The organism is Pseudomonas sp. NPDC087612 (genome assembly GCF_044743505.1).
Lineage (GTDB): Bacteria > Pseudomonadota > Gammaproteobacteria > Pseudomonadales > Pseudomonadaceae > Aquipseudomonas.
The window spans coordinates 247,144-269,467 of the sequence record NZ_JBIUWO010000002.1 but is presented as its reverse complement, the minus strand read 5'-3'; the positions used below and the strand labels follow the sequence as shown (position 1 = coordinate 269,467).

At 64.4% G+C, this 22,324-nt stretch carries 24 protein-coding genes; 20 read left to right on the top strand and 4 right to left on the bottom strand.

From position 1 onward, the window contains the following. Nucleotides 1–29 precede the first annotated feature (29 nt). The 17 genes from ACIOVF_RS04875 to ACIOVF_RS04795 all read left to right on the top strand — a co-directional run bounded on the left by ACIOVF_RS04875 (nt 30) and on the right by ACIOVF_RS04795 (nt 15,415). A complete protein-coding gene (locus ACIOVF_RS04875; RefSeq protein WP_045193442.1) occupies nt 30–806 on the top strand; it encodes an ABC transporter permease in 777 nt (258 codons plus the stop codon). Then, complete coding sequence (locus ACIOVF_RS04870) at nt 806–1,570, top strand: SDR family oxidoreductase (RefSeq protein WP_401287928.1); 765 nt, start codon at nt 806–808, stop codon at nt 1,568–1,570. The genes ACIOVF_RS04875 and ACIOVF_RS04870 overlap by 1 nt, the downstream gene beginning before the upstream one ends. A 14-nt stretch (nt 1,571–1,584) precedes the next feature. Continuing rightward, entirely contained in the window at nt 1,585–2,124 is a 540-nt protein-coding gene (locus ACIOVF_RS04865; protein ID WP_093386119.1) for a cupin domain-containing protein, read from the top strand. A gap of 4 nt (nt 2,125–2,128) precedes the next feature. Then, nucleotides 2,129–2,998: an alpha/beta fold hydrolase gene (locus ACIOVF_RS04860; protein WP_401287925.1), complete on the top strand. Its 870-nt coding sequence runs from the start codon at nt 2,129–2,131 to the stop codon at nt 2,996–2,998. Next, a complete protein-coding gene (locus ACIOVF_RS04855) occupies nt 2,995–3,822 on the top strand; it encodes an IclR family transcriptional regulator (protein ID WP_045193445.1) in 828 nt (275 codons plus the stop codon). Before ACIOVF_RS04860 ends, ACIOVF_RS04855 begins: the two co-directional genes overlap by 4 nt. A gap of 1 nt (nt 3,823) precedes the next feature. Continuing rightward, nucleotides 3,824–4,624, top strand: a complete 801-nt coding sequence (locus ACIOVF_RS04850) for an SDR family oxidoreductase (RefSeq protein WP_401287922.1) — start codon at nt 3,824–3,826, stop codon at nt 4,622–4,624. Continuing rightward, complete coding sequence (locus tag ACIOVF_RS04845; RefSeq protein ID WP_045193448.1) at nt 4,617–6,299, top strand: thiamine pyrophosphate-binding protein; 1,683 nt, start codon at nt 4,617–4,619, stop codon at nt 6,297–6,299. Before ACIOVF_RS04850 ends, ACIOVF_RS04845 begins: the two co-directional genes overlap by 8 nt. A gap of 10 nt (nt 6,300–6,309) precedes the next feature. Continuing rightward, nucleotides 6,310–7,113, top strand: coding sequence for an aspartate dehydrogenase (locus tag ACIOVF_RS04840; protein WP_045193450.1), 804 nt, complete (start codon nt 6,310–6,312; stop codon nt 7,111–7,113). Between the two features lie 10 nt (nt 7,114–7,123). After that, nucleotides 7,124–8,614 (top strand): aldehyde dehydrogenase, encoded by a 1,491-nt coding sequence (locus ACIOVF_RS04835; RefSeq protein WP_045193451.1) that lies wholly within the window; start codon nt 7,124–7,126, stop codon nt 8,612–8,614. Then, nucleotides 8,611–9,576 (top strand): VOC family protein, encoded by a 966-nt coding sequence (locus ACIOVF_RS04830; RefSeq protein ID WP_045193452.1) that lies wholly within the window; start codon nt 8,611–8,613, stop codon nt 9,574–9,576. Before ACIOVF_RS04835 ends, ACIOVF_RS04830 begins: the two co-directional genes overlap by 4 nt. A gap of 13 nt (nt 9,577–9,589) precedes the next feature. Then, complete coding sequence (locus tag ACIOVF_RS04825; protein WP_401287917.1) at nt 9,590–10,732, top strand: FAD-dependent monooxygenase; 1,143 nt, start codon at nt 9,590–9,592, stop codon at nt 10,730–10,732. 9 nt (nt 10,733–10,741) lie between these two features. Further along, complete coding sequence (locus ACIOVF_RS04820) at nt 10,742–11,059, top strand: hypothetical protein (protein ID WP_045193455.1); 318 nt, start codon at nt 10,742–10,744, stop codon at nt 11,057–11,059. A gap of 1 nt (nt 11,060) precedes the next feature. Continuing rightward, on the top strand, nt 11,061–11,288 hold the full coding sequence (locus tag ACIOVF_RS04815) for a recombinase-like helix-turn-helix domain-containing protein (protein WP_045193456.1): 228 nt from the start codon (nt 11,061–11,063) through the stop codon (nt 11,286–11,288). Between the two features lie 20 nt (nt 11,289–11,308). Beyond that, complete coding sequence (locus ACIOVF_RS04810; protein ID WP_045193457.1) at nt 11,309–12,340, top strand: aromatic ring-hydroxylating dioxygenase subunit alpha; 1,032 nt, start codon at nt 11,309–11,311, stop codon at nt 12,338–12,340. Beyond that, on the top strand, nt 12,340–12,777 hold the full coding sequence (locus ACIOVF_RS04805) for a Rid family hydrolase (RefSeq protein WP_401287912.1): 438 nt from the start codon (nt 12,340–12,342) through the stop codon (nt 12,775–12,777). Before ACIOVF_RS04810 ends, ACIOVF_RS04805 begins: the two co-directional genes overlap by 1 nt. 3 nt (nt 12,778–12,780) lie before the next feature. Then, nucleotides 12,781–13,740 carry a PDR/VanB family oxidoreductase gene (locus ACIOVF_RS04800; protein WP_258716522.1) on the top strand — a complete coding sequence of 320 codons (960 nt, stop codon included), beginning with the start codon at nt 12,781–12,783 and terminating at the stop codon, nt 13,738–13,740. A gap of 445 nt (nt 13,741–14,185) precedes the next feature. Further along, nucleotides 14,186–15,415 carry a hypothetical protein gene (locus ACIOVF_RS04795; RefSeq protein WP_401287908.1) on the top strand — a complete coding sequence of 410 codons (1,230 nt, stop codon included), beginning with the start codon at nt 14,186–14,188 and terminating at the stop codon, nt 15,413–15,415. A 39-nt stretch (nt 15,416–15,454) separates the two neighbouring features. Here the strand turns inward: ACIOVF_RS04795 and ACIOVF_RS04790 are convergent, their stop codons facing one another. The 4 genes from ACIOVF_RS04790 to cysK all read right to left on the bottom strand — a co-directional run bounded on the left by ACIOVF_RS04790 (nt 15,455) and on the right by cysK (nt 18,826). Beyond that, nucleotides 15,455–16,345 (bottom strand): DMT family transporter, encoded by an 891-nt coding sequence (locus ACIOVF_RS04790; protein WP_401287905.1) that lies wholly within the window; start codon nt 16,343–16,345, stop codon nt 15,455–15,457. A gap of 107 nt (nt 16,346–16,452) precedes the next feature. After that, entirely contained in the window at nt 16,453–16,614 is a 162-nt protein-coding gene (locus tag ACIOVF_RS04785) for a hypothetical protein (RefSeq protein WP_176794290.1), read from the bottom strand. Nucleotides 16,615–16,754: 140 nt separating this feature from the next. Then, nucleotides 16,755–17,690, bottom strand: a complete 936-nt coding sequence (locus ACIOVF_RS04780) for an aspartyl/asparaginyl beta-hydroxylase domain-containing protein (protein WP_401287902.1) — start codon at nt 17,688–17,690, stop codon at nt 16,755–16,757. A 161-nt stretch (nt 17,691–17,851) separates the two neighbouring features. After that, nucleotides 17,852–18,826, bottom strand: a complete 975-nt coding sequence (cysK, locus tag ACIOVF_RS04775; RefSeq protein WP_045193464.1) for a cysteine synthase A — start codon at nt 18,824–18,826, stop codon at nt 17,852–17,854. A gap of 131 nt (nt 18,827–18,957) precedes the next feature. Here cysK and ACIOVF_RS04770 point away from each other — a divergent pair, with 131 nt between their 5' ends. The 3 genes from ACIOVF_RS04770 to ACIOVF_RS04760 all read left to right on the top strand — a co-directional run bounded on the left by ACIOVF_RS04770 (nt 18,958) and on the right by ACIOVF_RS04760 (nt 22,210). Continuing rightward, nucleotides 18,958–20,031, top strand: coding sequence for a DUF748 domain-containing protein (locus tag ACIOVF_RS04770; RefSeq protein WP_401287899.1), 1,074 nt, complete (start codon nt 18,958–18,960; stop codon nt 20,029–20,031). A 138-nt stretch (nt 20,032–20,169) separates the two neighbouring features. Then, nucleotides 20,170–21,015 carry a MoxR family ATPase gene (locus ACIOVF_RS04765; protein WP_038996581.1) on the top strand — a complete coding sequence of 282 codons (846 nt, stop codon included), beginning with the start codon at nt 20,170–20,172 and terminating at the stop codon, nt 21,013–21,015. Nucleotides 21,016–21,031: 16 nt separating this feature from the next. Next, nucleotides 21,032–22,210 (top strand): VWA domain-containing protein, encoded by a 1,179-nt coding sequence (locus ACIOVF_RS04760; protein ID WP_045193466.1) that lies wholly within the window; start codon nt 21,032–21,034, stop codon nt 22,208–22,210. Nucleotides 22,211–22,324: the final 114 nt, after the last annotated feature.

The window sequence follows — 22,324 nt, the reverse complement described above, 5'->3', positions numbered from 1 at the left end:
GCCTGGATGCATAACAAGGTATTAGCCCGATGAGAAACCTCAACACCTCCGTGCTCGGCAGCGTCGCCCTGCTGATCCTGTTCCTGCTGCTCTGGCAGTGGGGCCCCGGCCTGCTCGGCATGCCCGAGTTCGTCATGCCGCAACTGAGCCGCGTGGCCCAGGAAAGCCTGGTGATGTGGCAGTCCAGCGGCCTGCTGCAACACACCCTGATCACCGCCTTCGAGATCATCGTCGGCTTTGGCCTCGGCGCCCTGCTGGGCGTGGCCATCGGCGTGTCGCTGGGCCTGTCGCCGTCGGCCGAGGCCATGCTCTCGCCGTACATCCTGGCCCTGCAAATCGCCCCGAAAGTCGCCTTCGCGCCGCTGTTCGTGATGTGGCTGGGCTACACCATCTACCCGAAGATCCTCATCGCCATCCTCATCGTGTTCTTCCCGGTGATGATCAACGTGCTCTCGGCAATCCGTACCGTTGACCCGGACATGATCAACCTGGTGCGCACCATGAACGCCAGCCGCTGGCAGATCTTCCGCCTGGTGGAGTTCCCCTCGGCCATGGCCGCGCTGTTCTCGGGCCTGCGCATCGCCTCGACCCTGGCGGTGATCGGCGTCACCGTCGGCGAACTGGTCGGCGGCAACCAGGGCCTGGGCTTCCTGTTGGTCGACGCTGAAGGCCAGGGCAACACCGCCGGGGTCTTCGTCGCCATCGTCATGCTCACCCTGATCGGCGTGCTGGCCTACGGCGCGGTGGTCTGGGCCGAGAAACGCGTCCTGCACTACCTGCCCAAAGCCATGCTGAGTACCCAATGATGAACCCATTCAAAACCATGCTCGAAGGCCGCCGCGTGCTGGTCACCGGTGGCGCCCGTGGCCTGGGCTATGCCTTCGCCCAGGCCATCGGCCAGGCCGGTGCCCGCGTGGTGATCGCCGATATTCTCCAGGAGCGCGTGCTGCAGGCCGCCTGCGAGCTGCGCGAGCAAGGCTTGCAGGTGACCGGCGTGACCCTCGACCTGGGCAACCCGGAGTCGATCACTGCCTGCGTCGCCGAGGCGGTTGCCGTGCTCGGCGGCCTCGACGGCCTGGTCAACAACGCCTCGATCACCAACTCCGGCGGCAAGACCTGCGAGCAACTGGACATCGACACCTGGGACCAGGTCATGCAGGTAAACGTGCGCGGCACCTGGCTGATGACCCGCGCCTGCCTGCCGGCCCTGCGCGCCAGCGCCAAGGGCGCGGTGATCAACCTGGCCTCCGACACCCCGCTGTGGGGCGCACCGAACCTGCTGGCGTATGTCGCCAGCAAGGGCGCGATCATCGCCATGACCCGCAGCCTGGCCCGTGAACTTGGCACTGACAACATCACCGTCAATGCCATCGCCCCCGGCCTGGTGCTGGTCGAGGCCACCGCCTATGTGCCCGAGGCGCGCCACCGCCTGTACACCGAACAACGGGCGATTCAGCGCCCGCAACTGCCAGAAGACGTCAGCGGCGCCGTGCTGTTCGCCCTGTCCGACCTGTCGCGTTTCATCACTGGACAAACCCTGCCGGTCAACGGCGGGTTCGTCATGCCTTGAGCAAGGAGAAACCCATGACCGACCTATCCGTACAAAACGCCACCGCGAAAACCTGGGAACAACCCGCAGGCTCGGACCTCGCTGGCTGGATGCAGACCCGCATCGCCCGCTACCAGACCCGCAAGTACGACTGGGACGCGCTGAAGTTCCAGGCCGACTTCGACCCCAAGTTCCGCCGCGCGCAAATGCGTTACGTCGGCACTGGCGGCACCGGGGTCAACAGCGACATGAACACCATCCCCTCGGAGCACTTCACCTTCTCGACCATGGTCATCCCGGCCGGTCATGAAGGCCCGCCGCACATCCATACCGACGTCGAGGAAGTGTTCTTCGTGTTGCGCGGCAAGCTCAAGGTGATCATCGAGAAAGACGGCGAGCGCTTCGAAACCGTGCTCACCGACCGCGACCTGATTTCGGTACCGCCGGGCGTGTACCGCGAAGAGATCAACATCGGCGATGAAGACGCGCTGATGTGCGTGATGCTCGGCGCGAAAAAGCCGGTGACCCCGACCTACCCGCCAGCGCACCCGCTGGCCTCGATCAAGCGCGGTTAAGCCGATGTTGCACGCCACCGACCACTCGCTCGCCGGCCTTGCGGCCCAGTTGCAGCAGCGCTTCCCCCAGCGCCTGGTGCAACTGGCAAGCGGCGCCCAGGCGATCCGCGAAGCCGGGCACGGGCCGGCCATCGTGCTGTTGCATGGCATCGGCTCGGGCGCCGCGTCCTGGCTGCAGGTGGCGCTGCAACTGAGCCAGCACGCCCGGGTGATTGCCTGGGATGCACCGGGCTACGGCGACTCCAGCCCACTGGCCAACCCTGCGCCACAGGCGGCGGACTATGCCCGGCGCCTGCGGCATTTGCTCGATGCGCTGCAGATTGACGACTGCCTGCTGGTCGGCCATTCCCTCGGTGCCCTCAGCGCTGCGGCCCTGGCCCAGCAGCAGCCGCAACGGGTGCGGCGCCTGGTGCTGATCAGCCCGGCTCGCGGCTATGGTGACCCGGCCCGTGCCGAGCAGGCGCAACAGGTGCGTAACCAGCGCCTGCACAACCTCGAACAACTGGGCATCGCCCAGATGGCCAACCAGCGCAGCGCGCACATGCTCTCGCCAGCGGCCAGCAGCGAGGCCCGCGCCTGGGTGCAATGGAACATGGCGCGGCTGCTGCCCCAGGGCTATCGCCAGGCCATCGAGTTGCTGTGTGGCGATGACCTGCTGCGCTACGCCGCCCTGGCCGTGCCGTGCGAAGTGCATTGCGGCGCCGCTGACAGCATCACCCGCCCCGAGGACTGCCAGGCCCTGGCCAAGGCCCTGGGGGCAGCGTTCGCGTTGATTGCCGAGGCCGGCCACGCCAGCCCGATCGAACAACCCGAGGCCGTGGCAACGCTGCTTGCCCGGGCCCTCGAAGAATCCCTGACAGGTACTGCGCTATGAATGATTCGGATCTGTTGAAAGACAACCAGGACAAGTACATCGTCCCCGGCCTTGAGCGCGGCCTGTTGCTGCTCTGTGAATTCAGCCGGCAAAACCGCACCCTCACCGCGCCGGAACTGGCGCGGCGCCTGGAGCTGCCACGCTCGACCATCTTCCGCCTGTTGACCACCCTGGAAACCATGGGCTTCGTCACCCGCAGCGGCAACGAGTACCGCCTGGGCATGTCAGTACTGCGCCTGGGCTTCGAGTACCTGGCCTCGCTGGAGCTGACCGAGCTCGGTCAACCGCTGCTGGCGCGGCTGTGCGATCACCTTAATTACCCGAGCAACCTGGTGGTGCGTGACGGTCGCTCGATCGTCTACGTGGCCAAGGTTTCGCCGCCGTCGGTGTTCTCCAGCGCGGTCAACGTCGGCACCCGCCTGCCGGCCCACGCCACGGTGCTGGGGCGCATCCTCCTTGAAGACCTGAGCCTGGCCGAGCTGCGTGAGCTGTACCCGGAGGAGCACCTGGAACAGCACTCGCCGTGCACACCGAAAACCGTACTGGAGCTGTTCGACCTGGTGCAGAGCGACCGTCAGCGCGGCTATGTCAGCGGCGAAGGTTTTTTCGAATCATCGATCTCGACCATCGCTGCGCCGGTGCGTGATCACAGTGGCCGGGTGGTTGCCGCCATGGGCGTGACCATCCCTACCGTGCAGGTTGCGCACATCAATTTCGACGGCCTGCTTGGCCATGTGCGGGGCAGCGCCGATGAGCTGTCGCGCCTGCTCAACTACACGCCAAACGCTGGCTCCGGCCGCGTCACCGCGCTGATGAGGGACTGACATGAGCAACCTCTATCAACTGCACGGGCGCACCGCCATCGTCACTGGCGGCTCTTCCGGGATTGGCCTGGCCTGTGTCGAGCAACTGCTTGAAGCCGGTGCGGCAGTGGCCTTTTGTGGTCGCGATCAGGACCGCTTGAACAGCGCCGAAGCCCGCCTGCGCGAACGTTTCCCCGAAGCGCGTCTGTTGGCTCAAGCCTGCGATGTGCTGGATGCCGCGTCAGTCAACGCATTCGCTGCCGCCAGCCTGGCCGCCCTCGGCCCGGCCCAGGTGCTGATCAACAACGCCGGTCAAGGCCGGGTCTCGACCTTCGCCGACACCACTGATGAGGCCTGGAGCGAAGAGCTGCAGCTGAAATTCTTCTCGGTGATCTACCCGGTGCGCGCCTTCCTGGCGCAACTGCAAGGCCAGGCCGGCGCCTCGATCGTCTGCGTCAACTCGCTGCTGGCCAGCCAGCCGGAGCCGCACATGGTCGCCACCTCGGCAGCACGTGCGGGCCTTAAGAACCTGGTGCGCTCAATGGCCACCGAGTTCGCCGAACAGGGCATCCGGGTCAACGGCATCCTTATCGGCCTGGTCGAATCCGGCCAGTGGCGCCGGCGCTTCGAGGCCCGCGAAGAGCGCGATCTGGACTGGTCGCAATGGACCGCGCAACTGGCGCAACGCAAACACATTCCCCTGGGGCGCCTGGGCCTGCCCAAAGAAGCAGCCCAAGCGATCCTGTTCCTGGCTTCGCCCCTGTCGGCCTACACCACTGGCAGCCATATCGATGTTTCTGGAGGCCTGTCCCGCCATGCGTAATGAAAACACTGTCACCGTTGGCGCTGCCATCACCGCGTTCCTCGAACAATGCGAGGTCAAGGCCGCCTTCGGCGTGATCTCGATCCACAACATGCCGATCCTCGATGCCTTCGCCGTACGCGGCAACATCCGCTTCGTCATGGCCCGTGGCGAAGCCGGCGCGACCAACATGGCCGATGCCTACGCCCGCACCACCGGTGGCCTGGGCGTGTGCCTGACGTCCACCGGCACCGCTGCCGGCAACGCCGCCGGGGCGCTGGTCGAAGCACTGACCGCCGGCACGCCGCTGCTGCACATCACCGGGCAGATCGAAACGCCGTACCTGGACCAGGACTTCGCCTACATCCACGAAGCCCGCGACCAGTTGACCATGCTCAAGGCGGTGTCCAAGGCGGCCTTTCGCGTGCGCAGTGTCGAGACCGCGCTGAGCACCCTCAAGCTCGCCGTGCAGACCGCCCTGACCGCGCCCACCGGCCCGGTCAGCGTCGAGATCCCGATCGATATCCAGTCGACCTTCATCCCCATGCCGAGCGACCTCTCGCCGCTGCCGATCCCGGTTGCGGTGCCGGCGCCGGAAGCCCTCGACCTGGTCGCCGAACGCCTGGCCAGCGCCACCCGCCCGCTGCTCTGGCTCGGCGGCGGCGCCCGCCACGCCGGTGCGCAGGTCAAGCGCCTGCTGGACATGGGCGTTGGCGTGATCACCTCGACCCAGGGTCGCGGCGTAGTCAACGAAGACGACGAGCGTTGCCTCGGCGCCTTCTCGCAGAACAAGCTGGTCGAAGGCTTCCTGCAAAGCTGTGATGCGCTGGTGGTGGCCGGTTCGCGCCTGCGCAGCAACGAGACCTTCAAGTACGCCCTGAAGCTGCCGCGCACCACCCTGCGCATCGATGCCAACCCGGCCATCGAAGGGCGCAGCTACTCCAGCGAGCTGTTCATCTGCGGCGACTCGGCCCTGGCCCTCGAGGGCCTGGCCGACCGCCTTGAAGGCCGCCTGAACATCGACCCGAACTTTATCGACGAGCTCAAGGCCGTCCGCACGCAATCGCGCGCGCAGCTGGTGGCCGACCTCGGCCCGTACTCGGCGATGGTCGAACAACTGCAGGGGCTGACCGGGCGCAATTTCTCCTGGGTGCGCGACGTGACCCTGTCCAACAGCATCTGGGGCAACCGCCTGCTCAACCTCTACCACCCGCTGGCCGGCGTGCATGCCCTCGGTGGCGGCATCGGCCAAGGGCTAGCGATGGGCATTGGCGCGGCGGTGGCAGCGGCGGAAACCGACCCGCAGCGCAAGGTCTTCGCCCTGGCTGGCGACGGCGGCTTCATCCTCAACCTCGGTGAGCTGGCGACCCTGGTGCAGGAGAAAGCCAATGTGGTGATCCTGCTGATGAACGACCAGCGCTACGGGGTGATCCGCAACATCCAGGACGCCATCTACGGCGCCCGCCACGCCTATGTCGAGCTGCACACCCCGGACTACACCAAGCTGGCCGAATCGATCGGCCTGCGCCATGGCCTGGTCAGCGACCTGAAGGACTTCGGCGCGGTGCTGGACAACGCCCTGAGCCAGGGCGGGCCGTTTTTGCTGGAAGTCGACATGCTCAGCGTCGGCGGCTTTGCCACCCAGTTCGCCGGTCCCCCCAACAGCGAAACCAAAGCCCAGAAAGCCACGGCCTGAGGACTTGCGCATGCTCAATATCACCATGATCGGCTGCGGCGCCATTGGCGTCGCGGTGCTGGAACTGCTGGAGAACGATGCGCAGCTGCGCGTCGAGCATGTGATCGCCTCGGCCGGCTCCGAAGCCCTGGTGCAACAGCGCCTGGCCAGCTTCAAGCGCCCGCCGCAGGTGCTCACCGCCCTGCCCGCCGACGCCCGCCCGGATTTGCTGGTGGAATGCGCCGGGCACAAGGCAATCGAGGAGCACGTGCTGCCGGCACTGGAGCGCGGCATCGCCTGCCTGATCGTCTCGGTCGGTGCGCTGTCGGAGCTGGGCCTGGTCGAGCGCCTGGAGGCCGCCGCCGCCCGTGGCAACACCCGCATCGAGCTGCTGCCCGGCGCCATCGGCGGCATCGATGCGCTGTCGGCGGCCAAGGTCGGCGGCCTGGATTCGGTCGACTACACCGGGCGCAAACCGGCCAGGGCCTGGAAGAACACCCCGGCCGAAGAGGTTTGCAACCTGGACGCCATCGACCAGGCCACGGTGATCTTCGAAGGCAGCGCCCGCGAAGCTGCGCGCCTGTACCCGAAGAACGCCAACGTCGCCGCCACCTTGTCGCTGGCAGGGCTGGGCCTGGACCGCACGCGAGTGACACTGATTGCCGACCCGCTCAGCGAAGAGAACGTCCACCACTTCGAAGCCCGTGGTGCCTTCGGCGGTTTCGAGATGAGCCTGCGCGGCAAGCCGCTGCAGGCCAACCCGAAAACCTCGGCGCTGACCGTCTACAGCGTGGTCCGTGCCCTGGGCAACCACGCCCATGCCATTTCCATCTAGGGGAACGTCGATGACGCTGGAACAGACTCTACCTATCTGCATTGCCGGCACCTGGCGCCTGGGCGGCGGTGAGCGCTACGCCACGCGCTACCCGGCCACCGGCGAGCCGGTGGCCTGGCTCAACGCCGCCAGCCTCGAGGATGTCGAAGACGCCGTGCAAGGCGCCCACCAGGCTTTCCTCAACAGCGGCTGGGCCCAGCGCAAGCCGCACGAACGCGCCGCCGTGCTGTACCGCATCGGCGAACTGATCCGCCAGCGCAGCGAAGAACTGGCGCAATTGCAACGCCAGGACAACGGCAAGCCGATCAACGAAACCCGCGCCCTGGTGGCCAGCGCCGCCGGTACTTTCCAGTTTTTCGCCGCCGCCTGCGAAACCCTGGAAGAGACCATCACTCCGTCGCGCGGCGACTTCGTCAGCATGAGCGTCTATGAGCCCATGGGCGTGGTCGCGGCTATCACCCCGTGGAACTCGCCGATTGCCAGCGAAGCGCAAAAGGTCGCCCCGGCCCTGGCCGCCGGCAATGCGGTGGTGATCAAGCCGGCAGAAATCACCCCGCTGCTGGCCCTGCAACTGGCGCAGATCTGCGAAGACGCAGGCTTGCCCAAGGGCCTGGTCAGCGTATTGCCGGGCAAGGGCTCATTGCTCGGTGATGCACTGACGCAGCACCCGCTGATCAAGCGTGTGTCGTTCACTGGCGGGACCAAAACCGGCAAGCACATCGCCCACATTGCCGCCGACAAGATGATGCCGGTGTCGCTGGAACTGGGCGGCAAGTCGCCGACCATCGTCCTCGATGATGCCGACCTCGATCACGCCGTGGCCGGGGTGTTGTACGGCATCTTCAGCTCCTCGGGCGAGGCCTGCATTGCCGGCTCGCGTTTGTTTGTTGCCCGCGCTCTGTACGAGCCGTTCATGCAGCGCCTGGTCGCAGGCGCTGCACGTTTGCGCCTGGGCGACCCGGCGGACGAAGCCACGCAGATGGGCCCGCTGATCAGTGCCGCGCACCGCGAGTCGGTGGAGCGCTACGTGGCCCTGGGCCTGGCCGAAGGTGGCCGCCTGCTGCTCGGTGGCCAACGCCCGACTGGCGGCCTGTTTGATCAGGGCTATTTCTACCCGCCGACCATCCTCGAAGGCCTGAGCAACAGCCAGCAGACCTGCCAGGAAGAAATCTTCGGCCCGGTGCTTGTGGCCCTGCCGTTCGACAGCGAGGCAGAGCTGATCGAGCAGGCCAACGACAGCCTCTACGCCCTCGCCGCCGGCATCTGGAGCCGCGACTACAAGCGCGCCTGGGCCCTGGGCCGCAAGATCCAGGCCGGCACGGTGTGGATCAACACCTACAAGCAGTTCTCCATCGCCACCCCGTTCGGCGGCTGGCGTGACAGCGGCCTGGGTCGTGAAAAAGGCCGCCTGGGGATCCTGCAGTACATGGAACAGAAAAGCCTCTACTGGGGCATGAACGAACAACCACTGGCCTGGGCCGGTGTGGAGGCAAGGCCATGAGCGTATTGGGCATCGATGAAGTCACCTACGGCGTCGAAGACCTCGACACCTGCGTGCGCTTCTTCAGCGACTGGGGCCTGGACAAGGTCAGCGAACAGGCCGACGAGGTGGTCTTCGAAACCCTCAACGGCTGCCGGGTGGTACTGGCCGACATCAACAAGCCCGGCCTGCCAGCGGCGATCGAGCCGGGCTCGACCGTGCGTGAAGTGGTCTGGGGCGTGGAAAGCGAAGCGGACCTCGCCCTGTACAGCCAGCGCATCGCCAACGACCCGGGCTTTGTCGAAGGCAACGGGCGCATCGGCTGCACCGACCCCAACGGCCTGGCGATCCGCCTGCAGGTGACCCGCAAGCGCGCACTGGACATCGAGTGCAGCGGCCACAACACCTGGCAGACCAAGGGCCGGATCAACAAGCCGGCGCCGGTGTATGAGCGCGCCACGCCGATCGAAGTCGGCCACGTGGTGTTCTTCGTCAAGGATGTGAATGCCTGCGAAGCCTTCTATCACGAGCGCTTCGGCTTCCAGGCCTCGGACCGCTATCCCAACCGCGGCGCGTTCCTGCGCACCGCCGAAGAAGGTGGCCACCACGATTTGTTCATGCTTCAGCTGCCGGCCCCCCGCGCCGGTCTGAACCACGTCGCCTTCACCGTGCGCGACCTGCACGAAGTGTTCGGCGGCGGCATGCACATCTCGCGCAGTGGCTGGGCCACCGAGATCGGCCCGGGCCGCCACCCGGTGTCGTCGGCGTTCTTCTGGTACTTCAAGAACCCGGCCGGCGCCCTGGTCGAGTATTACGCCGACGAAGACCAGCTGACCGGCGAATGGCAACCGCGCGAGTTCGAGCCGGGCCCGACGGTGTTTGCCGAATGGGCGATTGCCGGCGGCATCGATGGCAATACCCGGCGCCAGCAGCATGTCGAGGCGCCGCAAGGCAAGTTCCTTACCGACAAACCCAAACCCTGAGCAGGAGTTGTCCATGTCTTCGTTGAACATCGCCATCAACGGTGCCGGCATCGGCGGCCTCACCGCCGCCATCGCCCTGCGCCAGGCCGGTCACCAGGTCACGGTTTTCGAACAGTCCAAGGCGTTTTTGCGGGTCGGTGCCGACATCAACCTCACCCCCAACGCCGTGCGCGCCCTCGATGGCCTCGGCGTCGGCCCGGCCGTGCGCATTCCGGCCGCGCGCCCGACCCACCGCATCAGCCGTATGTGGGACACAGGCGAAGAAACCTCGCGCCTGGAAATGGCCGACGCCGCGCAAAGCCAGTACGGTGCACCGCAATTGACCATTCACCGCGCCGACCTGCTGGCGGCCCTGGCCGATGTGTTCCCGCTGCACCAGGTGCAGTTCGCCAAGCGCGCCGAGCAGGTGCTGCAGGATGCCGACGGCGTCGAGCTGCGCTTCAAGGATGGCAGCCGCCATCGCACCGACGTGCTGATCGGCGCCGACGGCATTCACTCGGTGGTGCGCAATGCCCTGTTCGGTGAAGAGCAGCCGCGCTTTACCGGCGTGGTCGCCTACCGCGCCGTGGTCCCGGCCGAGCGTGTAGCGCATGTACCGAACATCCAGGCCTTCACCAAATGGTGGGGGCCCAACCCGCAGAGCCAGATCGTCACCTTCCCGCTGAACCAGGGCCGCGACATCTTCATCTTCGCCACCACCGCCCAGGACAGCTGGCACCTGGAGTCCTGGACCACTGCTGGCGACGCCGCCGAACTGCGCAGCCACTACCAGGACTTTCACGCCGACGCCCGGGCGCTGCTCGACGCCTGCGACGAAGTCCTCAAGACCGCACTGTACGAGCGTGACCCGCTGCCGTACTGGTCCGAAGGCGCCATCACCCTGCTCGGTGACGCCTGCCACCCGATGATGCCGTTCATGGCCCAGGGCGCCGGCCAGGCCATCGAAGACGCGGTGGTGCTGGCCCGTCATCTGCACGGTGTCACCAGCCCGGCGCAGATCGCCAGCGCCCTGCAGGGTTACCAACGGTCGCGCCTGGAGCGCACCAGCCAGATCCAGATCGGTTCACGCGGCAACCAGTGGCTCAAGGCCGGCGGCAACGCCGACTGGGTCTACGGCTACGACGCCTGGACCGTGCCTACCGCCAGCGCCGCCTGAGGCCCAAGCATGAGCGAGACGATGCAACTGACGGTGGTGCTCAGGCACGACCAGTCGAAGAACCTGGAACAGATCCAGGCGCACATGAAGCAGATGGGCTGGTGGGACAGCTTCCCGCCGGCCGGCGTCGAGCTGGTGTCCTGGACCGTGGCCATGGGCCTTGGCCAGATCGTCACCCTGCGCCTGCCGCCGAGCCTGCTCGGCAAGGTCAATGTGGAACTGGAGCGCGCCGCCTGGGGCGTGTTCCGCACCGAATGCTACCCGACGTACGACTTTGTCCCGGTCCGCGAAATGATCCGCGAACGGGTTCGCAATGGAGGTCAATGACATGAGCAACACCCCACGCTACCTGGAGCCCCATCAGGCGCGCAAACGGCCCAACACCCCGTTCGAAGAACTGCTCGGCGATTCCATCGAGCGCGCCTACGGCAACGGCATCACCCAGCTGCCCGAGCTGCTGGCGCACCTGAACCTGGCCGGGCCGCCTTGCCCCTTGACCCGCGGCGAGTGGACCGAAGACTCCTATAAAACCCTGATGGCGCGGCTGGGCGCATGACCCGCCGGAGGTAAAACAAGATGAATATGCAATTCACCGTCGATCCTGTTGAGAACCACCTGGCCAACGGCCTCAAAGACCTCTGGTTTCCCGTATTGCCCTCCGGGCTGCTTGGCGACAAGCCGCTGTCGGTGCGCCGCCTGGGCTACAAGATCGCCCTGTGGCGCGACAACGATGGCAGCGTGCATGCCCTCGAAGACCACTGCCCGCATCGCGGCGCGCCGCTGTCCCAGGGCCCGGTGCTGGGCGACCGCCTGCAGTGCCCGTACCACGGCGTCGAGGTGCGCTGCGACGGCACCGTGACCAAAGTCCCCGGCAGCCCCGGCTGCAAGCTCGAAGGCAGCCGCCCGACGCGCATGTTCCACACCCGTGAGGCGGCCGGAGCGATCTTTTTGTTCAACGCCACCGACCCGCACCTGGACACCCCGCCAGAACTGGTGCTGCCCGAGCAACTGACCTCGCCCGAGTGGAGCAGCTTTCTCTGCTACACCGAGTGGCAAGGCGACTACCGCTACGTGCTCGACAACGTCATGGACCCGATGCACGGCACCTACCTGCACAAGATGTCGCACTCGATGAGCGAAGGCGAAGCCACCGCCAAGTTCGTCACCCGCGACACCGAGCAGGGCTTCTTCTTCGAGAAGGAAGGCCAGCGTGGGGTCAACTTCGACTGGACCGAATTCCTCGACAACGGCTGCCACTGGCTGCGCCTGGAAATCCCTTATCCGAAGACCGGCGGCCCGGGCGGCAACTTCACCATCATCGGCAGCTACACCCCGAGCAGCCGCAGCCTCTCGGCAGTGTTCCACTGGCGCGCGCGGCCACTGACCGGCTGGCAGCGCGACACCTGGCGCTTCCTCTACAAGAACCGCCTGGAAGCCCGCCACTGGGCGGTGCTGGAGCAGGACCGGGTGCTGCTGGAGTTCATGGAGTACGACGCCAACCAGCGCGAGAACCTCTATCAGCATGACCTCGGTGTGGTGCGCCTGCGCCGCTACCTCAAGGGCAAGGCCAAGGAGCAACTGGCGCTGATCGAAGCGAAGCAACTGTGATGAACCTGCCCGTGCACCGTATCCAGGCACAGGCGGTGACCGAGCTGGCCACTGCCAGCTGGTCCAACGCCCTGCTGCTGGGCAACGAGCTGGTGATGTCCGGCATGACCGGCCATCCCGCCACCCGCCAGGCCACCGAGGGCGGCGCGCCACTGGATGCCTACGAGCAGACCCTGGTGGTACTGAACAAGATCCGCGCCCTGGTCGAAGTGGCAGGCGGGCACATCGGCAATCTCTACCGCTTGACGCTGTACCTCACCGACATTGCCGACAAGGATGAAGTCGCTCGCGCCCGCCGCGACTTCTTCCAAGGCTTTGCCTGCTACCCCACCTCCACCCTGGTTCAGGTGAGCGCCCTGGTGTTCCCTGAACTGGTGGTGGAAATCGAAGCCAGCGCCCGGCTCGACATTGACTTGCGCACTGCGCCATTGAGGTGACCGATGTCCAACTCCTCTACCATCACCGCGCTGGTGCACACCCTGCGCCACGAAGCCGAAGGCATCATCAGCGTCGAACTGCGCCCCTGGGGCGACACCGTGTTCGCGCCGTTCGAAGCCGGCTCGCACATCGACCTGCACCTGCCCAACGGCCTGGTGCGCAGCTATTCACTGCTCAACTCGCCGAGCGACCAGGGCCGTTATGTAGTCGGCATTCTGCGCGATCGCAACAGCCGCGGCGGCTCGGCGTTCGTCCATGAGCAACTGCGGGTTGGCACGCAACTGCACATCTCGCAACCGCGCAACAACTTCGCCCTCGACCCGCACGCCAGCCACAACGTGCTGGTGGCCGGCGGCATCGGCATCACGCCGATCTACTGCATGTTTCGCCAGTTGCTGGCACTGGGCAAATCCGCAGAGCTGATCTACTGCGCCCGCTCGCGCAAGGAAGCGGCGCTGCTGGAAGAACTCAGCGGGGTCGATGCCAAGGTGCTCTACCATTTCAACGACGAGAAGAACGCGGTACCGGACCTGGCCCATTACCTGGCCGGGCAGCCCGGCGATACGCACTTCTACTGCTGCGGCCCGACGCCGATGCTCGATGCCTTCGAGAGCACCTGCGAAAGCCTCGGTTACCCCCATGCGCATATCGAACGCTTCACCGCCGCCGAGCTGCCGCCCTCGGAAGATGCCCAGGACAGCTACAGCGTCGAGCTGAAAAAGTCCGGCAAAACCCTGAACGTCGAGCCTGGGCTGAACTTGCTCGACGTGCTGCTCGAAGCCGGCTGCGATATCGAGTACAGCTGCCGCGAAGGGGTGTGCGGCTCGTGCGAAACCCGGGTGCTGGAAGGTGATATCGACCACCGCGATGGCGTGCTGACCAAGGCCGAACGGGCGGCGAACACATCGATGATGGTCTGTGTCTCGGGCTGCAAGAGCCGGCGCATGGTGCTTGATCTGTAACTGTTGCAACACGCGCAATTGGCCGGCACCGGGTGTGCCGGCTTTTTTTTGCGCGGCTTTCGCAGGTCCGGCGGCCCCAGAACAGTCAATTACTTATTCATTGATAAAACAACCCACGCACTGTCAACGCGCGCTGTGCAGTTAAACCGCACTGCCATTGCCCACCCCTGTTACTTAAACACCACGCTGTTTCACCCACGGCACGAATTAAGGCGTTTCAGATATAAATAATTGTTTTACATCATATTTATTAAAACAACAGTCACTCATCAGCACTGGCACAGTTCCTGCTCTTTACCTCTCGAGTTCAAATAAAAACAACGTGCCACCTATAAAACAATAACAAACCTACCGATGCGCCACCGCTGACTTTCGCTTAACGCCTGATTCCAGGCGGCGGACAGCTGTTGCCCAGAGATACTGCTCAACCTTGCGGGGCATTGATATGAACAAGTACGTGATAAGCCTGGGCCTGATCCTTGGCAGCGCCACCAGTTTCGCTTCCGAGCCCGGCCCGGCGGCGCCGGACCAGCCGCCAGCGCTGAAAAAACCCTTCCCGCACATTGCCTGGCGCAGTGACGACGGCCAGAGTTCGCTGGATATCGGCGGCGCGCTACGGGTCAACTACCGCGATGAACACTGGGACACCACCGAGAACAACGGGCGTTTCCTCTTTGATACGTTCCGCCTGGATGTCCAGGCCACCCACAAACAACTGTTCAGCGATGTCGGCTACTGGTTCCAGGACGACGGCAAGCGCTCGATCGACCGCGGCTACGTCGGTTATCGCTTCAATGCCAATTCCAACGTGCAACTGGGCGCACCGTTCAAACCCTTTGGCCTTGAGCCCTACCCGCAGTTCGGCTGGAGTTACCACATCCCGTTTTTCATGGGCTATGGCGTCAGCGCCGGCAGCGGCCTGAAGTACAGCTACAAGGACAAGGACTGGGACCTGCAACTGGGCTACTTCCCGCGCATGCTGCCCAGCGGCATCCGCTACTCGCCGGAAGTCGGCCGTTACAGCGATCTTGACGACAACGCCGTGGCCTTCACCCAGTCACGCCAGGACAACGAGAAGCGCAACCAGGTCAACGCCCGGGTGGCCCGGACCTTCAGCGGTGACGGCTGGAAAACCGAAATCGGCGCCTCGCTGGCCGCAGCCGAGCTGTACAACGCCACCACCCGTGACGATGGCGACTACTGGGCCGGCGGCGTGCATGCGATCGTCAACGCCGGCAACTGGACGCTTACCAGCCAGGCGATTCGCTACGAATACGATCCGAAGAACCCCGACGGCGTCAGCAACGACTCGGTGCTGATGGGCGGCAACGGCCTGACCCCGGCCTACCTGATCGCCTCCAAGGCCACCATCGGCTCGATCAACGTCGGCTACGACATCTTCACCCCGGGCCTTGGCCAGTTGAAGAAGATCAAGGTCTACAACGACTACAGCCGCATGATGAAAGACAAAAGCGGCTGGGATGACTCGCAGATGTTTACCGTCGGCGCGCAGTTTTTGGCCATGCCGATCATGGCCTGGGTCGACTTCACCTGGGCGAAGAACGCCAACCCCTTTGGCGGCGCCGAGAACGGCACGGGCTGGACCAGCACCAACTCGGTCGGCAGCAACGACTGGTACTACCGCACCAACATCAACATCGGCTACTACTTCTGACAGCAAACCGCCCGGCGCGCTGCCGGGCGGTCCGTACGGTCAGTCAGCTTGCAACTGCGCCTGCCCGGCTGCGGGCTTGCGGAACACGAACAGCAGGCCGATGACGATCAGCCCCATGCCCAACAGGCTGAGCGCCGCCAGGCGGTTGCCGAAGATCAGGTAGTCCATGACCGCCGTCACTGCGGGCACCAGGTAGAACAGACTGGTGACATTGACCAGGTTGCCCTTGGCGATCAGCCGGTACAGCAGCAAGGTCGCCAGCAGCGACACCACCAGGCCCATCCACAATAACGCGCCGATGAAACTGTCGGTCAGTTCCACGTGCAGCGGCTGGAACGGCGCAAACACCGCGCACATCATCAGCCCGGCAATGTACTGCAACGGCAGGGTGCCCATGGGGTTGCTGGTGATGCGCTTTTGCATGATCGAACCGCAGGTCATGCTCATCAGCGCCAGCAAGGCAAACAGCATGCCGGCCAGCGACACGCCACCGAGGTTGATGCCCTGGTAGACCACCATGATCAACCCGCTCAAGCCCAGGCCCAGGCCGAACAACCGGCTCCAGGAGCGCTGGCGCTCCATCAGCACCACGGTGAGGATCGGTTGCACGCCCATGACCGTGGCCATCACCCCAGGGGTAACGTGAGTGTTGAGTGCCAGCAGGTAGAAGATCTGGTAGGCGCCGAGCAGCACGCAACCGGTGGCCAGGGCTTGCAGCAGCGCCGGGCGGCTGCGCGGCCAGTGCAGTTTGAGCAACGGGCTGAGCAACAGCAGGCCGGCCAGGGCCAGGGCCGAACGCAGCAGCAGGAAGGCAAACGGGCTGGCGTGGGCCAGGCCGAGCTTGGAGACGATCGCCCCGCTACTCCAGAGCAGGACGAAAAGGCTGGTAGTAGCCGCCGAGGCCATAGATTGTTTCGATAGAACAGACATGAATGCCACCTGTAATTCGGGCAGATAAGCCGAACGGCGCTACCCGCGAGGGGCAGCCAACCGTATTCAGTAGGGTGCAGGTGTGTGGGAGCGCAGCGATTGGCCGCTTAGCCCAGCACTACCACCGCTGGCGGTGCAACGATGCACACGACCACGCTACTGACAGGTGGTGGGTAGTGACTGATCATGGCCGGCTGCTGGCTCGCGCGCACAACGACAACCGCGTCAGGCGCGGTAGCGAATACGGTGGCTGGGCAGGAAGCTGGCATGAGCAGGTCTTCGGTGAGGGTGAAGTGGGTCTGACTATAGCGGTGAGTTTATCGCGGGGCAAGTCGGGTCGCCGCCCCCCCCCCCCCCCCCGGGGGGGGGGGGGGGGGGCCCCCCCCTCGACTGCCCCCGCGATGCTGTTTCAGAACAACCAGCGATACAGCAAGTAGGCAACCACCACCGCCAGCACCGGACGCAACACCCGGTAGGCCTTGGGATTGGCACGCTTGAACTGCTTCACGCGGCTGCTGATGACATTGCTGAAGCGCTTGCTCCAGGCATAGGCCTGGTTGATCCCGCCCACGCGCTCGTCGTCGGTGTTCTGCGGCGCGGTGGCGCGGCCGAGGAAGGCACTGACCTTGCGGTTGATGCGGGTCATCAGCGGGCTGTTGAGCGGGCGCTCGACGTCGCAGAAGAGGATCACCCGGGTGGTCTCGGTTTCGTTCTTGACCCAGTGCACGTAGGTCTCGTCGAACATCACGTCTTCACCGTCGCGCCAGGCGTACACCTGGCCATCGACGTAGATCCGGCAGTCGTCGGAGTTGGGCGTCGACAGGCCCAGGTGATAGCGCAGGGAACCGGCGAACGGGTCGCGGTGCGGGTTCAGGTGGCTGCCACCGGGCAGCAGGGCGAACATCGCGCCCTTGACGTTGGGAATGCTGTTGACCAGCGCGACGGTCTTCGGGCAAAGCGCCTCGGCCGAAGGCAGCGGCTTGTCGTACCACTTCAGGTAAAAACGCTTCCAGCCCTTCTTGAAGAACGAACCGAAGCCGGCGTCGTTGTCTTTCTCGGCGGCGCGGATGTAACCCTCGTCGAACAGGTGCATGGCCTCTTCGCGGATCACTTCCCAATTGTCCTTGAGCACATCGAGCTCGGGGAAACGGCTGCGGTCCAGGTACGGCTTGGACGGCACACCGGAAAACAGGTACATCAGGGCGTTATAAGGGGCGAACAGCGCCGAATGGTTGACGAACTGGCGCAACATTGGCAAACGCGCCTTGCCGCGCAGGTGCACATACAGTGTGCTGCCGAAAAACAGCAGCAGTACACCTGCCTTGGCGACAAAGGAAAAGGTCATGCAACACTCCTTGGAATTTCGATCAGGCCATCGCTGCCGGATTAATCGAACATATTAACCGATCCAGCCCTGCTGAAAACCTGCAGGGCCGGGATTCAGTGTTAAGGATTGTGCAACAAACAGCGGCGCCGGTTATTGCCCGGGATCAGCGCCGCGGCGACTTACTGCTGGTTTTCCTGCTCGGTGAACAGGTCGGCAAACAGCATGCTCGACAGGTAGCGCTCGCCCGAGTCCGGCAGGATCACGACGATGGTCTTGCCCTGCATTTCCGGTTTTTCCGCCAGGCGCACCGCCGCGGCCATGGCCGCACCGGAGGAGATTCCGCAGAGGATGCCCTCCTCCTGCATCAGGCGCAGGGCCATGGCCTTGGACTCCTCGTCGCTGACCAGCTCGACCTGGTCGACCATCGACAGGTCAAGGTTCTTCGGCACGAAACCGGCGCCAATGCCCTGGATCTTGTGCGGGCTGGGCTTGATCTCTTCACCGGCACGGGCCTGGGTGATCACCGGCGAGCCGAGCGGCTCGACCGCCACGGACAGAATGGCCTTGCCCTGGGTCTGCTTGATGTAACGCGACACCCCGGTAATGGTGCCGCCGGTGCCGACGCCCGCCACCAGCACATCGACCGCGCCATCGGTGTCGTTCCAGATCTCCGGGCCGGTGGTCTTTTCATGGATCGCCGGGTTGGCCGGGTTCTCGAACTGGCCGGGCAAAAAGTACGCCGACGGGTCGCTGGCGACAATTTCGCTGGCCTTTTCGATCGCGCCTTTCATGCCCTTGGCAGGCTCCGTGAGCACAAGCTCGGCGCCCAGGGCCTTGAGCACCTTGCGCCGTTCGATGCTCATCGACGCCGGCATGGTCAGCAGCAACTTGTAGCCACGGGCGGCAGCGACAAAGGCCAGGCCGATGCCGGTGTTGCCCGAGGTCGGCTCGACGATGGTCATGCCCGGCTTGAGTTTGCCGCTGCTTTCGGCGTCCCAGATCATGTTCGCGCCGATCCGGCACTTGACCGAATAACCGGGGTTGCGCCCCTCGATCTTGGCCAGCACGGTGACGCCGCGGGGGGCGATGCGGTTGATCTGCACCAGCGGCGTATTGCCGATGGAATGCGCGTTGTCAGCAAAGATACGGCTCATGGCGGGGGTCCTTTTATGCACCGGGCGGAAAACTTCAAGGGTAAGCCTGCAGCGCCAGTGCGTCCACAACCGGCGAACCCCTGAGGCTGACAGGGGTCAACCGATCACTACCTTGCCGGGAACCGCCGCCGATGAAACGCCGCTATCGCTGGCCCTTGTGGGGGCTGCTGGGTATCACATTGTTACTATTGGCCTTGCACCTGACCCTGCCGCTGCTGGTGCGCAACTACCTCAACGACAAGCTGGCCGACATGGGCGACTACCGCGGGCAGGTCACCGATGTCGACCTGGCGTTGTGGCGCGGCGCCTATAAGATCAACGGCCTGAACATCGTCAAGACCAGTGGCAAGGTGCCGGTGCCCCTGCTTGAAGCGCCATTGATCGACCTCTCGATCAGCTGGCATTCGCTGTGGCACGACCAGGCGGTGGTCGCCGAGGTGACCTTCCTCAAGCCGCAGCTGAACTTCGTCGACGGCGCCAGCAAGCAGAGTTCACAGACCGGCCAGGGCACCGACTGGCGCCAGCAGCTGGAAAAACTGCTGCCGATCACCCTCAACGAAGTGCGCATCGAAGACGGCACCTTGAGTTTTCGCAACTTCAACTCCAGGCCGCCGGTCAACCTCAAGGCCACCCAACTCGATGCCAGCATCCGCAACCTGACCAACGTCGAAGACCGCAAGGGCCGCCGCGATGCCACCTTCGACGCCAAGGCCCGCCTGCTGGGCGATGCCAGTGTCGAAAGCAGCGCCACCTTCGACCCGTTCAGCGACTTCGACGACTTCAAATTCCGCCTGCGCGCCACCGGTATCGAACTGCGCCGGCTCAATGACTTCGCCAGCGCCTATGGCAAGTTCGACTTCAATGCCGGCCACGGCGACCTGGTGATCGAGGCGCAAGCGCAAAACGGCCGGCTCACCGGCTACATCAAACCGCTGCTGCGTGATGTCGATGTGTTCAACTGGCAGCAGGACGTTCAGAACCAGGACAAGGGCTTTTTCCGCTCGATCTGGGAAGCACTGGTCGGCGGCAGCGAAACCGTGCTGAAGAACCAGGGCAAGAACCAGTTCGCCACCCGCGTGGAACTCAGCGGCAGCGTGCATAAAAGCGATATCAGTGCCTTCGAGGCGTTTTTGCAAATATTGCGCAACGGCTTTGTCCAGGCCTTCAACGCCCGTTATGAGCAAACGCCGCCCAAGGCTGACTGAGTCACCGAGTGACGGTCCATTCAGAGACTGAATGGGCTGTCTGCGTTCCCACTCGCCCGGAGCCCGCGTTATAGTCGTGCATGACAATTTTTCCGCCAGGGGCCAAGTACCCCCGGCGCTACGTTAGAGGATCGGTTCATGAAGTTCGAAGGCACCAGCGCTTATGTCGCTACAGACGACCTGAAACTGGCGGTCAACGCGGCAATCACCCTGGAGCGACCGCTGCTGGTCAAGGGCGAGCCGGGCACCGGCAAGACCATGCTCGCCGAACAGCTGGCCGAATCCTTTGGCGCCAAGCTGATCACCTGGCACATCAAGTCGACCACCAAGGCCCACCAGGGCCTCTACGAGTACGACGCGGTCAGCCGCCTGCGTGACTCGCAACTGGGCGTCGACAAGGTCCACGACGTGCGCAACTACCTGAAGAAAGGCAAGCTCTGGGAGGCCTTCGAGTCCGAAGAGCGGGTCATTCTGCTGATCGACGAAATCGACAAGGCCGACATCGAGTTCCCCAACGACCTGTTGCAGGAACTCGACAAAATGGAGTTCTACGTTTACGAGACCGACGAGACGATCAAGGCCAAGCAGCGTCCGATCATCATCATTACCTCGAACAACGAAAAGGAACTGCCCGACGCCTTCTTGCGCCGCTGCTTCTTCCACTACATTGCCTTCCCTGACCGCACCACCCTGCAGCAGATCGTCGATGTGCACTACCCGAACATCAAGAAGGACCTGGTCAGCGAAGCGCTGGACGTGTTCTTCGACGTGCGCAAAGTGCCGGGCCTGAAGAAAAAACCGTCGACCTCCGAGCTGGTCGACTGGCTCAAGCTGCTGATGGCCGACAACATCGGCGAAGCGGTGCTGCGCGAACGTGATCCGACCAAGGCCATCCCGCCGCTGGCCGGGGCCCTGGTCAAGAACGAACAGGACGTGCAGTTGCTCGAGCGCCTGGCCTTCATGAGCCGTCGCGGTAACCGCTGAGCCGGGAGCAATAGCCATGCTGCTCAATCTGTTCAATGAAATGCGCGCGGCCAAGGTGCCGGTGTCGGTACGCGAGCTGCTTGATTTGCTCAATGCCCTCAAGCAGCGCGTGACCTTTGCCGACATGGACGAGTTCTACTACTTGTCGCGGGCCATCCTGGTCAAGGACGAGCGTCATTTCGACAAGTTCGACCGGGCGTTCTCGGCCTACTTCAAGGGCCTTGAGAACCTCAACCAGCACCTGGAAGCCTTGATTCCCGAAGACTGGCTGCGCAAGGAGTTCGAACGCTCGCTGAGCGACGAGGAACGCGCGCAGATCCAGTCCCTGGGCGGCCTCGACAAGCTCATCGAAGAGTTCAAGAAGCGCCTCGAAGAGCAAAAGGAACGCCATGCCGGCGGCAACAAGTGGATCGGCACCGGCGGCACCAGCCCGTTCGGCTCGGGCGGTTTCAACCCCGAGGGCATCCGCGTCGGCGATGCCGGCAAGCGCCAGGGCAAGGCGGTCAAGGTCTGGGACCAGCGCGAGTACAAGAACCTCGACGACCAGGTCGAACTGGGCACGCGCAACATCAAGCTGGCCCTGCGCCGGCTGCGCAAGTTCGCCCGCCAGGGCGCGGCCGAAGAGCTGGATATCGACGGCACCATCGACCACACCGCCCGCGATGCCGGCCTGCTCAACATCCAGATGCGCCCGGAGCGGCGCAACAGCGTCAAGTTGCTGCTGCTGTTCGACATCGGCGGCTCGATGGACGCCCACGTGAAGATCTGCGAAGAGCTGTTCTCGGCCTGCAAGACCGAGTTCAAGCACCTGGAGTACTACTACTTCCACAACTTCGTCTACGAGTCGGTGTGGAAGAACAACCTGCGCCGCACCTCCGAGCGCACCTCGACCCTGGATTTGCTGCACAAGTACGGCGCCGACTACAAGGTGGTGTTCGTCGGTGACGCGGCCATGGCGCCCTACGAGATCACCCAGCCCGGCGGCAGCGTCGAGCACTGGAACGAGGAAGCCGGCTACGTGTGGATGCAGCGCTTCATGGAGAAGTACAAGAAGCTCATCTGGATCAACCCCTACCCCAAGGACACCTGGGGCTACACGGCGTCGACCAACATCGTGCGCGAGCTGGTCGAGGACCGGATGTTCCCGCTGACCTTGCGCGGGTTGGAGGAAGGGATGCGGTTTTTGTCCAAGTAGAGCATCGCGGGGGAAACCCCCCCCAAACCCCCCGAAGAGCCCGGGTTGACCCCCCATACGCCCCCCCACCCCACAAACACAACAAAAAAAACCCCCCCCGCAAAACCCCCCAAA